Annotated in this window: 9 protein-coding genes and 1 pseudogene; 5 read left to right on the forward strand and 5 right to left on the reverse strand. The window is 58.8% G+C overall.

Annotated features, from left to right (window positions below; all coding sequences use genetic code 11):
• Positions 1 to 235: 235 nt before the first annotated feature.
• Together E5K00_RS08045 and E5K00_RS08050 are read right to left on the reverse strand one after the other, a co-directional pair.
• On the reverse strand, positions 236 to 1,996 hold the full coding sequence (locus E5K00_RS08045; protein ID WP_135462719.1) for a T9SS type A sorting domain-containing protein: 1,761 nt from the start codon (positions 1,994 to 1,996) through the stop codon (positions 236 to 238).
• A gap of 69 nt (positions 1,997 to 2,065) precedes the next feature.
• Entirely contained in the window at positions 2,066 to 2,962 is an 897-nt protein-coding gene (locus E5K00_RS08050) for an IS481 family transposase (protein WP_245328285.1), read from the reverse strand.
• 254 nt (positions 2,963 to 3,216) lie between these two features.
• Here E5K00_RS08050 and E5K00_RS08055 point away from each other — a divergent pair, with 254 nt between their 5' ends.
• The 3 genes from E5K00_RS08055 (at position 3,217) to E5K00_RS08065 (ending at position 7,118) form a co-directional block, all read left to right on the forward strand.
• Positions 3,217 to 4,440 (forward strand): RHS repeat-associated core domain-containing protein, encoded by a 1,224-nt coding sequence (locus E5K00_RS08055; RefSeq protein WP_135462720.1) that lies wholly within the window; start codon positions 3,217 to 3,219, stop codon positions 4,438 to 4,440.
• Between the two features lie 27 nt (positions 4,441 to 4,467).
• Entirely contained in the window at positions 4,468 to 5,499 is a 1,032-nt protein-coding gene (locus E5K00_RS08060) for a DUF4240 domain-containing protein (RefSeq protein WP_135462721.1), read from the forward strand.
• Between the two features lie 155 nt (positions 5,500 to 5,654).
• Positions 5,655 to 7,118, forward strand: coding sequence for a T9SS type A sorting domain-containing protein (locus E5K00_RS08065; RefSeq protein ID WP_167856800.1), 1,464 nt, complete (start codon positions 5,655 to 5,657; stop codon positions 7,116 to 7,118).
• 12 nt (positions 7,119 to 7,130) lie between these two features.
• Here E5K00_RS08065 and E5K00_RS08070 read toward each other — a convergent pair whose 3' ends face one another.
• Positions 7,131 to 9,497 (reverse strand): gliding motility-associated C-terminal domain-containing protein, encoded by a 2,367-nt coding sequence (locus E5K00_RS08070; protein ID WP_135462723.1) that lies wholly within the window; start codon positions 9,495 to 9,497, stop codon positions 7,131 to 7,133.
• Between the two features lie 1,103 nt (positions 9,498 to 10,600).
• On the opposite strand from E5K00_RS08070, the pseudogene E5K00_RS08080 reads away from it, so the two are divergent.
• Positions 10,601 to 11,354 (forward strand): annotated as a pseudogene (locus tag E5K00_RS08080) (IS5 family transposase).
• 31 nt (positions 11,355 to 11,385) lie between these two features.
• Here the strand turns inward: E5K00_RS08080 and E5K00_RS08085 are convergent.
• Positions 11,386 to 13,926 carry a DUF5916 domain-containing protein gene (locus tag E5K00_RS08085; protein WP_135462724.1) on the reverse strand — a complete coding sequence of 847 codons (2,541 nt, stop codon included), beginning with the start codon at positions 13,924 to 13,926 and terminating at the stop codon, positions 11,386 to 11,388.
• A 1,053-nt stretch (positions 13,927 to 14,979) separates the two neighbouring features.
• Here E5K00_RS08085 and E5K00_RS08090 point away from each other — a divergent pair.
• A complete protein-coding gene (locus E5K00_RS08090; protein WP_135462725.1) occupies positions 14,980 to 15,450 on the forward strand; it encodes a hypothetical protein in 471 nt (156 codons plus the stop codon).
• An 82-nt stretch (positions 15,451 to 15,532) separates the two neighbouring features.
• Here the strand turns inward: E5K00_RS08090 and E5K00_RS08095 are convergent, their stop codons facing one another.
• Entirely contained in the window at positions 15,533 to 15,826 is a 294-nt protein-coding gene (locus E5K00_RS08095; protein WP_135462726.1) for a hypothetical protein, read from the reverse strand.
• Positions 15,827 to 15,894 lie beyond the last annotated feature (68 nt).

Genomic DNA, 15,894 nt, shown 5'->3' on the forward strand with positions numbered 1-15,894 from the left:
GTTGAACAAAATCCGTGCACGGTGCTGGTGCGAGTCGTTCAACGAAGAGACGCAAAATATTGCGTCTCTACGGCGTGGACAGCACTTGGGAATTACTCTGGAAACCTGCCATGCAAAAAGCCCTTTGCCAAGTGCTGGCAAAGGGCTTTTTACATGAAGAAACAATGGTGGTAGCGGGCCGAAATCAGCGGGCCGGGTTCCGCTGTCCACCCCAGCCGCCGGATCAGCCCAAGAGCTACTCCACCAGCAGCGCCCGGACGGCCTGCTGTTGCCCGGCCTGCACGCGCAGGGAATACACCCCGGGAGCCAGGCCTTGCAAACTCAGCTCGTGGCGCAGGCCGGCGGCGGGCAGCCCGGCCGTGGCCGTCCGGACCGTGCGCCCCAGGGCGTCGGTGAGCAGCAGCGTGACGCGGGTAGCCCCGGGCACCGCCGGCACCGACACCGTGGCCCGGCCGTGGGCGGGGTTAGGAGCCAGTTCCAGGCTAGCCGCCCAGGCCGGGGATTTCAGGGCCGTGGTAATGCCGCGCAGGGAAGTCACGTAGCCGACGTTGGGCCGCTCGTTGGCGAGGGGCACGGCTAAGCCGATGGTGCCGAATTGCACGAACGGAGCCTGGAAATTGCCGCCGACGTATAGCTCACTGCCACTTATAGCCAGGCTGGTGGCATCCGAGTAGGTAGCCCCGGCAGGCTGTAGGGCCCAGTTGAAGCGGCCGGAGCTGCCCATATCGGTGAGCCCCGCGACAAATGTGCCCTGGCACCCGAAGCAGAGACCAGTCAGCATGGTAGTGCCCAAGGTGATACCGGGGGTCAATCCGGAGGAATACAAACCCGCCACGAAAACGCCGGCGGCCGACGCCGTTATGGCCTTGCCCCAGCTACTTTCGCCTCGGGGGCCCTGCACCCATTGCCAGCTGGCCTGAGCACCCGCGTCGGTGAGCTTGGCCACGTAGCAATTCATGTTATTGGTGCCCGTCAGGCTGCTGGTGCCAAACCGGATGGTGTTTTTATTGGCATACGTGCCCGTAACGTACACGCTGGAGCCGTAGGCGGCGATACTGCCCGAATACTCCCACTCCGGCCCGCTCACGGGCAGCACCCAGCCCCAGGCCGCACCGCTGCTCTGGTCGGTGAGCTTGGCCACGAATAGGTCGGCAGTAGTGGGGCTGGTAGCCGAGTTGGTGAGCGTAGTGGTGCCGATGGTGCTGGTCGCGCCGTAAAAGGAACCGTGCAGGTACACGTTGCTCCCCGCCACGGCAATACTCGACACTTCATCGGTATTGGGGCCGCCGGCGCGCTCGGCCCAGCTACAGGTGGCGCTGTTGCCCGCGTCGGTCAGCTTGGCTACAAACACGTCGTTGGTCATCAGGCTGCTTATGGGCGCGGCATTGGTCAGGATGCGGTCTTCCAGGGTGATGGTGGGGCTGGTGAACATACCCGTCAGGTAGAGCCCCGCCGCAGTGGCCGCCAGGCCCGTTACTTCCTCGTCGCGGGTGCCGCCCAGGCTCTTGCTCCAGGCAAAGCTGGCGCTGCTGCCCGCATCGGTGAGTTTGCACACAAAGCCATCCTTGCCGCCCGCCCAGTCGAGAGAATCGGTGCCGAATCCGGCCCGACCGGTGTCGAAGCTGCCGCCCACGTACACGCTGCTGCCCTGCACGGCCAGGGCCCTGACGTTGTCGTTGCCGCGGCCGCCCGCCCGCTGGGCCCAGACGAAGGTGTTGGTCGTGCTGTTCCATTTGGCAATGAACACGTCGGCCTGGGCACTGCTGGTCAGGGTGGTGCCGGCCAGCTGAATTGTGCCTTTGAAGTTGCCCGCCAGATACACGAAGCCCTGACCATCGGTGGCCGTGGCTACCACCCGCGACCAGCTGCCGGCGGCCGGCGTAACGGCGGTGGCCTGAAACCACGCCGGGCTTTGCCCAAATGCTACGCCGGGAGCCAGCAGCGCAGTCAGCAGCAGTCCGCGCAGCAGGCGGGTCGGAAGGTAAAAGTCGAGCATATAGATCTAGAGTAAGGGTTGAACAATAGGTTGGTAGGATGGCAGAGAAGACACGACTGAAACTGCTTCCTAGGTGTATAGTCCCAGCGTGAGGTGGGTTGGGTCCTGGTTAAAGTTAACGGAATTCTTCTGCCATTGGGCGCAGATGAACTCGTGTGGGGTGAGTCCCCGTAAAGTTTTCAGGTGCTTGGCGTGATTGTAGGCCAGTAAGAAGGTCTGCAGGTGCTCGTTTAACTCGGCCGTAGTTTGGTAGTGGTACCGATGCACGGTGGCTTCTTTGATCGTGCGGTTCATGCGTTCGACCTGGCCGTTGGTCCAGGGATGACCGGGCTTGGTGAAGCGATGCTCGATGCCGTGCTCGGAGCAAACACGGTCGAAGATGTGGCGAAACGCCCAGGGCTGGTGGCGCATGTTGCCGAACTGGATGCCGTTGTCGGTCAGCACCGTATGCACCCGGTAGGGCAGCTTGGCCAGCACCCGACGCAGGAACTCGGCAGCCAGCATCTTGGTGGCCTGCGGCTGCAGCTCGGCAAAGGCCACCTTGCTGGTGCGGTCGATGGCCACAAACAAATACTGGCGGCCTTCTTCGGTCTGCACGGCGGCAAAATCGACGTGCAGGTAGCCAATGGGGTAGTCCTTGAATTTCTTCTTCGGCGGGCTTTGTCCGTCTTCATTCAGCGGCAGGCGGCTGATGCCGTGGCGCTGAAAACAGCGGTGCAGGGCCGAGCGCGAAAGCTGCGGAATCGTAGCCTGCAGCGCGTAGAGGCAATCGTCGAGGGGCAAGAGCGTATGGCGCCGAAAGGCGACAGCCACGGCTTCTTGTTCGGCCGTGAGCACCGTCGAGGCCGCTGCTGGGCCCATGTGGGCGTCCTGCACCGTGGTACGTTGGCGCCACTTGGCCACGGTTTTGGGGTTGATGCCGTAGCGGGCGGCTAGCGTTTGTAGGCTTTCCTGACTACGCTGGATAGCGCGCCGTACTGCCTAAGTTGTACGGGCGCTGCCGTGGAGTATTTGTCCCATAGCTGTGTGCGAAATCCCAGGCCGGAAAATACACCATTACTCCCTGGGACTATACACCTAGCCGCAAGCGCGCGACCAAAGCCGAGCAGCCGCAGGAACTAGCCGGCCAGCAGCCGCCTACCCAACGACAGGCCTATCTGCGCTGGGAAGTACTCGACGACCAGAACAACCTGAAGGGCTCCGGCATCGTCGTGGCCCCAGTGACAACAGCCTCGACCAGTGGCTGGGCGTATCTGAACACCACGCTGCCAGCCCTGAACCTCAGCACCATTGAGTCCCGCACGGCCCACCTGAAGCTGCAGTTGCTCAACGATGGCAGCCAGGAAGTGCTCTTCGACTCTGTGACTATCCGGCATCCGCAGTCGGGCCTGCTCGTATCGCAGGAGCAGCATTACTACCCGTTTGGCTTAAGCATGACTGGAGTAGCCATCAATACCTTGCCCGCGGAGGCTATTAGCAAGGCACAGAACAATGGCGGCAGCCAGTTAGAAGATGAGTTGCTAGGCGAAGCAGCCAACTATACGACTACGTTCCGTCAATACGATCCGACACTAGGACGTTTTCTAGCCGTTGATCCTTTGGCGGGAGAGTTCTCAGAGCATAGCCCATTTAATTTTGCTACGAACGATCCTGTATACTATAATGATCCTGATGGTGCTGAGCCAGCAATCTACCGAAATGGCAGACAAATCAACCCGCGGAATGTGTACGGGCAAAGAGAATTTGAAGGCTCCGCTATGGACTGGGATGCTTACAATAGCGCTATTAACGGCTATTTCGCTCCTGGAGTTCATTCTGGTGACCCGTTTGGGGGTAGTGTAGAACGTGATGCTGCTAGGTCAGTTGGAGGGTATTATGTAAATGGCGAAATTCGTATAAAAATAGTCACTAAAACCAAGGACAGAGATACTGGTAAGGAAACAATACGGAATGAATATTCACAGAATATCCAAGGTGACTGGGCTACAACACTATCTTGGACTGTATTAAGAGGTATTGCAATCGATGCGACTATAGTAGATCCTAGTGATGCTGTACCTCAAAAATGGGTTGCAGAGGCAGTAGTAGGTGCAGTTGCTGTTGGAGTACTGTATAAAAAGCTGCCGAAAACTGGTATCCAATACACTTTACGTGCTACACATACTGGATTTTATCCAGTCTACGATTGGGGGAGAAAGAATCCAGTAGGTATGACATTCCTGCCAGAAGGAGCTACTTGGAAAATCGGAGAAACAATGCAATGGAATCCAATAGAACAAAGTACAAAACGCTATCCTCAAGTATGGTTGAGGGCAACAGGATTACGTCTTCAACCTGAATACTACGGCAATCAGGTAGATATAAAAATGAAAGAACAAATGGAGTTAATGAATTATCTGTTTAATTACGGTGATTTACCTCCTGGTAATAAAGGTTGGAAATAGTGCAAAAAACAGTAAAAAATTTGCGGCATGAAGGTACTAATTGACTGGGAAGTTACAGCAGATGTTTATCGTATGGCGAAGTATTTTTCGCCTACGATAAAAAAAATTGAAGCATATTTTGCTGATAAAGATTACGGGCAAAGCCTGCAAGAAGTATTCATTGGTCTTAGCTGCATGGGGATTATTGAAGGGCTGCCATATGAAAAAGATATTTTTCAAACAGGGCAAGTTATTCGAAAAAAGTACACTAAATCTGCAAATAGAATAGAGTTAAAAATTAAAATAAATTTTGACGATATAATAAACTGTACTGGTGATACATCACCAAGTATTTTAAGTAAAGTATTCAAGGCAGCATGTGATGTTATATTAAATTATAAGTTAGTAAATTTTGATGCTACATCTTTTTGCTCCGATATCATTGCGCAGCTGAATAAAAGTATGATAACATCCGGGAAAATTTCCCCTGAGCAGGATTCTCTTACTAAGAGAATCGAACAAAGCTTTGTCAATACGGCTTTGAGTAATGTAAATTCACTGGACGAAACATTTTTCTGGAAATTGATTTCTGAAAGTAGAAATGAAGCTGGTCGCAATCTAACCAAGCAATGTGATTTAATTGTATCAAATTTAATTTCTCAACAGGAGGACGTTATTTTAGGATTTGAAATCTGCATGCGGGATCTGTTGAAAAGACTCAATTGCCATGATGTGCTAACTGCTCTTAAAATAATACATGGTCAAATATCTGACGATTCATTTTTGTATTTAAGGTGTAATATTATATTATCGGGTAAAACAAATTTTTATCAATTTATTGATAATGCTGATAATATTAATATCGACGTAATGCAAATGCAATCAGGTGAAGAGTTGCTATTCGTTGCTGACAATGCTTTCTTGCTTAAGTATGGTGATGATTCAGACAAAACTTTGCCGAGTGATTATGGCATGGCTTCATACGATTACAATATGGAAGATGGTCCATCTGGAGTTCCAGTACCCCAAGAAGGTTTGAAGAATAAATTTCCAAAACTGTCTTATCAGTTCATGAGATAGAATGATGGTAATATGTTTTAATATTTGGATACCATTATTGCTTATTATTACATAATTTACTTGAGATCTTTAATAAGTATTAAAAAACAACTTGCCTGATCGTGATTAAACATCCCTTTCTTAGAATCCAACGGCTACATAGCTTGATATTTCTTTTGTCCTCTTTCACTTCATTAGCTCAATCCATCCCGCCGCTCACCATTGGCTATGGACCCACTATCCAGTTGCCTACCGGTTCCGACATCAACGACGTAGCTGTGGCCGACCTCGACCACGACGGACGACCCGACTTAGCTATTCCCGAGCGTGCGCTGGACACGCTGGCGATTTTCGTGCAGAACGCTGGTGGCGGCTTTCCGGCTAAGGCCACGGCTCGCTACTACTTTAGCCGCGGCCCTCACACGATTATACCCCTGGCCCTGAACGGCTACGGCGCGCCCGGCTCCCCGGTGCCCATCGCCGATGACCTGGTGCTGGGGGCCCGCCAATCAATCGAGCTGTATCTGCTGGACAACGTGGGCACGGTGCCCGGGCAGCTGTCCCTGGTGGCCCGCCCCGCCTTGCGCTGGGGCCCCAACGGAGGCAGTCCGCCCACCGACCCGCGCCTGCTCACGGCCCCGCTCAACGGCGACGACTACCCGGACATTGCCTACTTGTACAATCCCAACGGCACGCCGCTAGCCGGGCTGGGCGGCAACGGGATTCTGTTCCGCAACACCCCACCCAACAACATTGCGCCCCCGCTCTTCTACCAGGCTCCCTTCCGCCCCGTGGATGCCAGCCTGGCTTGCATGTATGACCCCGGTGCGTACAATGCCCTGCTCGCGTCGCCCACGACCAACGAAGTCATTATCGTAACTACGACCGGCAAAAGCCAGCCTAGCAACGCATGGTGGCAATCCGGCTACCAGAGCAAAGCCGCTTCGGGTGGCACGCGGCCCGTGGCTGCGGCAGGTGCCGACATCAACGGCGACGGCGCTACCGACTTAGTAGCCGCCCACGAAACCAACCCCAACGTCGTCATTCAACTGCGCGACCCGGACCCTGTTGCCCAGTACGACCTGTTGTTTCCTACCAAGATTACCTACTCGCTGCCGGGCACACCACGGCAGGTGATTTTGCAGGATATGAACGGCGACAACCGCCCCGACCTGCTGGTGCTGCTGACTACAGGCCTGGTGGAGGTGTTCCGCAACACGGGCCAGAGCGGCCCGGCCCTGTTTGATGCGCCTCTGCTGCTGGCCACCGGGAGCCGCCCTTCGTACATGCGCCTGGCCGACATCAACGCCGACGGGCAACTCGACCTGGCCGTCGCCTGCCCCGGCGACAATACTGTCAACTTGTTTTACAACCAAAGCGTCGTGCTGGCAGCAAAACCGGTAACTAACCGGGAAACCATCGCCGTGTATCCTACTCCGGCCCGCACGATCTTGCACATTCGCCCGGCAAATGGGGAAGTCGTCACGACGGTAACCTTGCGCGACGCGCTGGGCCGCCCGGTGCGGCAGTGGAGCAAGCCAGGGGCCACAATCGACGTGGCGGACGTAGCGCGGGGCATGTACCTGCTGCAGCTGCAGGCCAGCGGGGGCGTGGTCACGCGCCGCATTGTGCTGGAGTAAGCGTAGAAAATTCTAGTCTCGGGCCGAGCCCATGACTTCCACCCACCCGCGCAGCACGTGCGTGCTGCCGGGCTGGCGCAGCACGTAATAATAGATCCCCGCCGGTACGTCGCCCCACTCGTTGCGGTAGGTTTCAGCGGTGTATACCTGTTTGCCCCAGCGGTTAAAGACTTCCAGTGACCAGTCGCCCTGTAGGCCCTGGGGCGCAAACCGGTCGTTCTTGCCGTCCCCGTTGGGCGTCACCACGTTGGGCACCAGCCAGCAGCGCTGCACCTCGATGCGGCGGCTGGCCGTCTGCACGCCACAGTTGGTACGACGCTCCACGGAGTACGTGCCTGCTGCCTGCACCCGCAGCGTGGCCCCGGTAGAGCCATCCGACCACCGGTACGTGGTACCAGCTGCGTCCGGTAAAGCCGGCAGTTGCAGTACTATGCCTTGGCCCTCGCACAGCGTGGTGTCGGCACCGAGGGTGAAAGGCGGATTGCCCGGCAGCTGCTGTACCACGTGCTGGGCCTCGCTGGAGCAGCCGCCCGGGAAGGTAACGCGCACGGAGTAGATGCCCGGCTCCCCGACGACAAGCTCCGGGCCCGTAGCGCCCGTATTCCAGCGGTAAGCCGCGGCGGCGGCGTCCCGCGCGGAAAGCGTGGTCGTTGCGCCCGGGCACAGCAGTGTTTGGCCCGTAATAGCGGCTACCGGGGCCAGAACGGCGTAGCTTGCCGTGGCGGTGCAGCCGGCGGGAAAGGTTGCCGTTACCTGGTAGGTCCCGGTCTGGGCAGTCGAAATGCTGGCCGTAGTAGCCCCGGTACTCCAGCGAAACGTGGTAGCGCCCGGCGCCAGGGCTGTCAGCAGCGCTGGGCTACCGGCACTGACGCAGGCAGCCATGGGCCCGCTGATGGTTACGCTGGGCCCTACAACGGTGACGCGACGCGTGACGCTACAGCCCGCCCCATACGTGGCGGTGAGCTCATACACGCCGGGTGACGTGACGTCCAGCGTCGTAAGCGGCGAGCCCGTATTCCAGCGCAGGGAAGCCGCGCCCGGCGCGGAAGCCGTCAGACGGATGCTGCCGCCCGGGCAGAGCAGGGTGTCACCCAGGATAGACACCACGGGCTGAATGCCCACCACCTGATGCATGGCCGTGGCGGTAGCTCCACCGGGAAAGGTAGCCGTAACGGTATACGTACCCGGCTGGGTTACGGTAATGGTGGCCGTAGTGGCACCAGTACTCCAGACATAGGTGGCCGCCAGTGCAGAGGGCGTCGCCTGCAACGGTACTTGGCCGCCGGCGCAAATTTCGGTAGCGCCACTAATGCGCACGGTCGAGGCTTCGCCCAAACGGGCCAAAAACCCGCTGCCTATCCCCGACAGCGCACCTACCGGAGGCAGCGAGCCGAAGCTAGCCGGGGTGGAGACGTAGCCGCCCACGTACACATCTGTGCCGACGATGGCCAGAGCATTTCCCTGGTCGATTTCGGGACTGCCGGCCCGCTGTGCCCAAGCCCAGCTGGAGGATGTCCCTTGATCATCCAGTTGGGCCACAAATATGTCTCCTAAGCTGAAAATACCGGCACTAAGGAGCGTCGTAGTACCAAATGAAATCGAGGGACTGCCAAAAGAGCCAGTGATGCAGACGCCATTGCCATGCGGCACCACAGCGGACAGGTATTCGTCACTCTGTCGGCCCGTGCTGGCCACGGACTGTACCCAAGTAAAGCTACCGGTCGCTCCCGCATCGGTGAGCTTGGCCACAAAGCCGTCAAAGCCGGAACTGCCTCGGTTCGTTAGCGAGAGCGGACCAAAGCGGATAAGTTGTCCGGTAAAGAAGCCCCCGACGTACACGTTGGCCCCCTGCACGGCCAGGGCCGTACCGGATTCGTCCGCAGTGCTGCCCGCAGCCTGGGCCCAGGTAAAGGTGCTGGACGGACCGGCATCCGTCAGTTTGGCCACGAATACGTCGGTTGCGCCGGCCCCCAGTAGCACCGTAGATCCGAAGGCCGTGGCTTCCTGCCCAAAGGCTCCCGTCAGGTACAAGCCGTTGCCCTGCACGGCCAGCGCCTCCACGGTCTCATTGCCCCGTCCCCCGATGCGTTGTGCCCATACCACCCGGGATGTGGTGCCGGCATCCTCCACCTTGGCCACGTACCCATCGCCCAGGAAACCCGCGCTGGGGTTGGTCAGCGTCAGGGAGCCAAAGGTGGCGGTAGGACTCTGGTAATAACCGCCAACGTACACGCTCGTACCGCTGACGGCCAGCGAGGTGGCTCTATCACTGGCCCACCCGCCAAACTGCTGGGCCCAGACGAACGTGCCGGACGAGCCCGCGTCGGTCAGCTTGGCGACGAAACCATCTCTGTCACCACTATAACTACTGAGACGCATAGGGCCAAATTGGGCCTCTTCACCCAAAAACTCCCCCGCGACATACACGCTGGAGCCACTGACGGCTATTGCCGTGGGGGCATCATAACCTGGCCCCCCTGCTCGCTGTGCCCACAGAAACCGGTTGGCCGCCGGGCTCCACTTGGCAACAAAGATGTCGCTTTGCCCGGCACTGACCAAGGTGGTTCCGGCCAGCGACAGCGCGCCATAAAAGTAGCCCGCAATAAAGATATCTCCGTTGGCGGTGGTAATCGATTTAACGTTTGAAGGGTCAGCAGCCTGACTCAGGGCGAAAGCCGCCTGCCAGGCTGGGGCCTGGGCCTGGGCAATCGAGGAGGAGAGAAGAAGATACAAGAGAAGCAGAAAGCTTCTTTTCAACAAGTACAGAGACGTTGATGCCTGGGAGAAAGCAGCGAAAGTATAAGCCACGGTGTATGCGGTAAACCATCCACCAGCAGCTCGCTGGCGAAGCAGAAATAAATAAAATGGCCCGTTTTGTATGGCCAGTGATGGGCATTCGTCAAAGATACTTTTAACCGATCATTTGGCGGGTGCCTTTGTTCTAAGGAGTGGCTATTGGAAGTAAAAAGCTGATTTATATATCCTCGCCACTCAGTTTTCTGTGAAAGGTTGTCGGGGGCAGTAGAGCAGAAAAAAATACCCGCGTAATGGACTGACAAAGGCTCAACAAGCCTATCCAGTAATCAATGGAAAGGAAGCTTACGCCCGCGCGTCTTGTCTCAGGGCTAAAACGTAGAACTACAACTTGATGCCTTGACCAGAGCCGGCTGTGGAACCAGCTTTGAGGAGAAAGCGTCCGGGACTACCAACGCCCAACCGGATCCTGCTGCTTGAGGGCGTGCAGCATCTCGCGGTGGCGCTTCTCGGCCTGATCTTCCCGGTACGAAGCCACAGCCCAAATGGCGGCCGGAATCCAGCCGATCAGCGTCAGGTGCAGAATCCGCAGAGCAGTCCTTTGAGCACGTGGCCCCGGAAAATCATGGAAATACCGGGCAATAGAATGGCAAAAAGCATAGGGTAGAAGGCGAGGTTGTCCGAACAGTAAATCTAGGAGGTGTTAACAGTAGGTAGTATGTTTGGACATGGAGTATTTGTTGACCGACGCGCAGTGGGCGCGGATTGCGCCGCTGCTGCCGGGCCGGGAAGGCACGAAGGGCGAGCGGGGCCAGGACAATCGCCGATTTGTGGAAGCCGTGCTCTGGCTGCTGCGCAACGGCTGCCGCTGGCGGGCTTTGCCGGCGGCGTGGGGCAACTGGCACACGACGTACACGCGCTTCCAGCGCTGGACCGCTTCCGGGGTGTGGGCCCGGGTGCTGGCCGCGGTGCAAGAAGACGATGCGCTGCACACGCTGCTGGTGGACTCGACCACGGTGCGGGCCCACCAGCATGCCAGCGGGGCACGCAAAAAAACGGGCCGCAAGCCCTCGGACGCAGCCGCGGCGGGCTGACGACGAAGCTGCACACGGTAGCTGACGCGCGAGGCCGGTTCGTGCGTGGGGGCTTGACGGCGGTCAGCGCCACGATACCCCGCAGGCCTTGCCCCTGCTCGACGGACTCGCCCCAGCTTACCTCATTGCCGACCGCGGCTATGATTCAGACCCGCTCGTGGCCGTCTTGGCTGCCCGCGGCACCTGCGCCGTGATTCTGCCCCGGTGCAAGCGCCGCCACCCGCGGGCCTACGACGCGGCCCGTTACGCCCAGCGCCACCCCGTCGAACGGCTGTTTAGCCGACTCAAGCAGTTTCGCCGCGTCGCGACCCGATATGACAAGTTGAATGCGCATTTCTTAGCCTTTATCCACCTGGCCGCAACTGTCCTCTGGTTGCGCGACTGTTAACACCTCCTAGATACCACTTTTCCTCCTACCCTTACCCCCGGCGCTTGCGCAACGCCAGGTAATCCAGATAATAGAGCACCTTCACCGACACCGAGTTATTGTGGGGCGTGTTGATGGTGTTGCTCAGGTTGCTGAAGTAGAGCGGGGTAAACTCGTTGGCCTGAAGGTCGGGGCTGTTGGCGTTTTTCCAGACGATGCTGATCTGGGAGCCGGGCGCAAACCACCACGAGTACACCGCGTCCACGTTGAAGGCGTTGTAGGTGTTGTCGCGGGAGCGGCGGTAGTCGGCCGGGGTTTCCTCACCGTCGGGCCGCAGCGTGACAAACTCCAGGTAGCGCACGTTGCTGGTGTAGTGGCGGGTGCGCAGCGTCAGCGACATGCGGTTGGTGAAGGTGTAGGCCACCGACACCACGTTGGACACGGTGCTCACGTGGCGGCGGCCCAGCAGCACCTTATCCAGAAACGGCTTGTCCAGCGCCTGCTCCGCGTCGAGGCCGCCGTTCACGTAGCCCAGCTGGTGGGCGCTGCGGCTCCAGTCGAGGTTGTAGCGAAACGTGAGGTGGTTGTTCACGCGGTAGCGCGGGTACACGCCCAGGCTGTAGCGCACCCGGCGCGGCCGGTCCAGGCGCTCATCGTGGGCGTAATGTTGGATACCGGCATTCAGGCCCAGGGCCAGCGGCTTGCGGGTGTCGGAGTTCAGAAACGCCACGAAGTCGGTGTTGGCCGGCACGCGCACGAAGTACTCGCCCAACGACGTGGTGCGCGGCTCGAAAAAGTCGTGGGTGGTGGCGTTGTACTGCACGTCGTAGCCCACCTGCAGAAAGCTTCTGGTGAAGGTCGTGTTGAAGCCGTGGTAGACGTACAGGCTCTGGTAGCGGGCGGGCTTGTAGAGCAGCGAATGGCCGATCTGGCCGAAAAAGGCCATGTTGTTCACCTTCCAGAACGGCTGGTACTTGCGGTAGGCCACGCTCACCGACTGCGTGATGTTGTTGTTGCCGAACAGAATGCCCAAATCGTTGGGGTTGTAAGTATCCGACTCGATGCGGTGGTTTACGTCCCAGGTGAAGCTGCCGCTGATTTTGCTCAGCCCCAGCGTGTACTTGTAGCCGTCCTGGTCGTTGATGCTCTTATTCTTCCCAAACACCTGCCCCCGCCGCCGCGAGTACACCAGGCTGCCGTCCAGGCCGTAGGCGTTGTGCTTGTCGTTCAGCCGAAACAGGCCGCCCGTCACGTTGGCGTCGTAGGTGCGGCCCGCGCGCGTCACGTTGGTGTTGATCAGCGACACGTAGGAGTTGTTCTTCAGGCTCTGGTCGAGCACGACAATGTTGTAGTTGCTCAGCGGCTGGGTCATAAGCTCACGCTCGGCCCCGGTTTCGGTGTTGCGCACCGTGGCGTACATCGAGTTGCTGACGGCGTTGAACACCCCGATGCCCAGCCCCTTGCGCGTGCGCCCCGATACCTTGGTGGCGTTCAGCAGCTGGGTTTCGGCGGGGTTGCGCACCAGCTGCTCGCCCGGGCCGGCCTTCACGTCGTAGAAGCCGATGGGCGTGGCCCCCACCCGGCGCGAGTAAAACAGGTTGCCCTTGCTGAACAGCTCGGTGCCCTCGGTAAAGAACTGGCGGTTTTCGGCAAACTGCACCTCGAAGGGCGACAGGTTCAGCACCTGGTTGTCGCTCTGCACCTGCCCGAAGTCGGGCACCAGCGTGGCATCCAGGGTGAAGCTTTCGTTGATGCCCCACTTCACGTCGGCCCCGCCGTTGAGGCTCGTGGTGGTGCGGCGCGTACCCTCGGCGCTCAGCGGGTTGTGGTTCACGTAGCTGCTCACGTAGGGCGTCAGCGACAGGCGCAGCGGGGGCTGCACGTCCCGGATGCCGCGCAACTCACCCCACTGGTTCACGAAGCCGTTCACGGCGGGCTTCACCTCGTTCCAGAAAAACTGGGCGTTGTCGCGCTTGCGCTGCCTAGCAAAGTTGAGCCCCCAGAGCTGCTCGGACGCCTTGCTGAACCGAATGGCCGAGTACGGAATCCGCATTTCGGCGTACCAGTCGGTGCCCCGGATGCTGGTGCGGGCATCCCACACGGCGTTCCAGTTGAAATCTTCGCCCCCGGCCGGCGAGTAGCGCGCGTCGTACTGCACGCCGGCCGGCGTCACGCCGAAGTTGTAGCCGTTGAGCTGGTCGTGGTAGGTGTCGAGGAAGATGCAGAACAGGTCGGAGTTGCCAAACTTGTCCCGGGCCGTCATTTCGCGCAGAATCGAGTCGGGCGACACGTCGTGCAGGATGGCGCCCACGTAGAGGCTGGCGTCGTCGTAGAGCACGCGCACTTCGGTGCGGTGCCGCTCGGGCACGCCGGGGTTGGGCCGCTGCTGCACGAAGTCGGAAGCCACGGGCGCCTGCTGCCACGCGGCCTCGTCGAGCACCCCATCCAGCCGGATGGCCCCGGTGAGGCGCACGGCCTGGAGCTGGCGCTTGGGCGCGGCCGTGGCCGGCGCGGTCTGGGCCCGGGATGCCGCCGGACCAGCGCTGAACAAAGCCAGCAGCAGCAGGAAACGAAGCGGAGCAGTGAACGGCATAGCGAAAGGGATTTGGGGCAGAAAAAAAGGGCAAAGCGAAGCCGGGCAGCCGAAAAAGCGGCGCTACGCGGGCAGGCAGAAATGAAGGACCGGCGGCGGGCTGGCAGCACGGGGCCGCGGCAACCACAAGGCGGGCGGGGTGCTCCCCCGGGCGGGGCCGGCAGTTAGCAGGGATTGGTAAGCGTAGACACCGCGCTACTTTGGGAAGGTTACGGTCTACCCCAAATTATTTTTTCCGGCCGCCCGCAGTACGCCCTGTTCCGGGCAGGCAGGCAGCAAGCGGTGCCCCAGCACCAGCCTAACAAATTTTCACGCGTGCTGAAAAATTGTTAGGTAGTGGGTGACCTAACAGCTTTTCGCGCGGGCTGAAAAATTGTTAGGTAGTGGGCAACCTAACGGTTTTTCAGGCGGGACGAAAAACCGTTAGGTAGTGGCCACTGGCCAGGCGCTAAAAGCAAAAAGTCGTGAGGCCCTTGCGGGTCCCACGACTTTTCGTCTCCGGCGCCGGCCGGGCAGCCAGCCGTGATAGTAAGCGGCCGTTTACTTGCCGTCGAAGAAGAGGTTATACAGAATCCAGAGCACCGAGAGGATGGCCATGGCGTACCAGCCCCACTTGCTGTAGTTGTCTTCGGGCACGTCGTCCCGCTTCGGGCGCATTTTTAAGCCGGGAATGTTCATAGCAGCTCGCAGTATAAGAAGTCGGATACCTTATATACGTAGCCGGAGAAGCAGATTGTTCCCGGAATGCCGCTTGCCTCTGGGCGGACGCGCAGCACCGGGACCTGCGGGTGCCGCGGGCCCGCCACAGATATTTTCACAAAATCACAACACCCTATAGTGCAAACAGTAACAGAATTTTCTTACTATTGAGAACTGCTATTTCCGATCCTACCACACCTCTATTGCACCCCGTTTTAGTTTCCGCCTGGCCGCGAAGTATCGGTACGGCGGGACGCTGCGGCAGAAGCTCATTTCTGCCCCGGCACTTATTGGGAGCAACAAATCCTCTGATAGCCCATTTTAAAGTGGAAGAGGTGCTAATCATTTTTTTATATGCGTAAGCTTACTACAACCCTCAGCATGCTGAGCGTAGCCGCCACCCTACTGCTGGGAGCCTGCGAAAGCCAGTCTGTGCAACCCAAACCGGCTTCGTATTCCAGCTCCATCCCGCAGAACCGCAAGGTGATTCACTACGCCGAGTGGGATGAGTGGGGTCATGCCTCGGCCAACTGCGGCGGGTGGGGACTGTGCAACTACTGGGACTGCTGGTTCTGCGAAGTTCCCCGCACGGCCACGCACAAGGGCACCGTGGAGTATGATGACCTGACCAACGAAGGCAACCTGATTATTGCCCTGAACCCAACCCAGGAAATTGAAGCCAAGGCCATTGCGGAGAAATGGGTTTTCTACGTCGACAAAGACATTGACAACACCAATTCCCGGCTGCACGCGGGCAAATATGCCTTCGACCCGAGCGTCGGGGAATCGGGCGGCTACATCATTCCCATCACCATCAAGAAGTAACGGAACGAAAACCCGGCGAATACGAAAAGAGGCAGAAATCCGGGTCGGATTTCTGCCTCTTTTCGTATTCGCCGAAGCCGCCCTAGGCGGGCACGGTTTCTTCCAGCAGCGCGGCCAGCTCCAGCTCCTCCACATCGGGCACGGGGGCAAAGCGGCTTTCGTGGAAGTTGGCCTCCGGAAAGCCCGGCGCCACCTCCGCGTTGCTGATTTCGGCCAGCGTGATGCCAAAGCCTTTGTGTGTGTCATACAAGCCGCGCACCGTGTAAATCGGGCCGCGCTTGGGCGTCTGAATGTTCGGGTTCTGCAGCAGCAGCAGCATAAAGTCGTCGTTGGTGCACACCACCGGCTGACCAACGTGAAACAAAGGGGCTTTCATGGGGGCAAAGATACGGCAAACGACAAGGACCACGAAGCGCCAAGCGCCGCCCAATTACAGGCCAAGCC

This window comes from Hymenobacter aquaticus (genome assembly GCF_004765605.1).
Lineage (GTDB): Bacteria > Bacteroidota > Bacteroidia > Cytophagales > Hymenobacteraceae > Hymenobacter > Hymenobacter aquaticus.

Bases quoted from the DNA above. Each gene is read 5' to 3' on its own strand.
- E5K00_RS08070 (WP_135462723.1), bottom strand. From the start codon at position 9,497: ATGCGTCTCAGTAGTTATAGTGGTGACAGAGATGGTTTCGTCGCCAAG.
- E5K00_RS08060 (WP_135462721.1), top strand. From the start codon at position 4,468: ATGAAGGTACTAATTGACTGGGAAGTTACAGCAGATGTTTATCGTATG.
- E5K00_RS08090 (WP_135462725.1), top strand. From the start codon at position 14,980: ATGCGTAAGCTTACTACAACCCTCAGCATGCTGAGCGTAGCCGCCACC.
- E5K00_RS08085 (WP_135462724.1), bottom strand. From the start codon at position 13,926: ATGCCGTTCACTGCTCCGCTTCGTTTCCTGCTGCTGCTGGCTTTGTTC.
- E5K00_RS08095 (WP_135462726.1), bottom strand. From the start codon at position 15,826: ATGAAAGCCCCTTTGTTTCACGTTGGTCAGCCGGTGGTGTGCACCAAC.
- E5K00_RS08045 (WP_135462719.1), bottom strand. From the start codon at position 1,996: ATGCTCGACTTTTACCTTCCGACCCGCCTGCTGCGCGGACTGCTGCTG.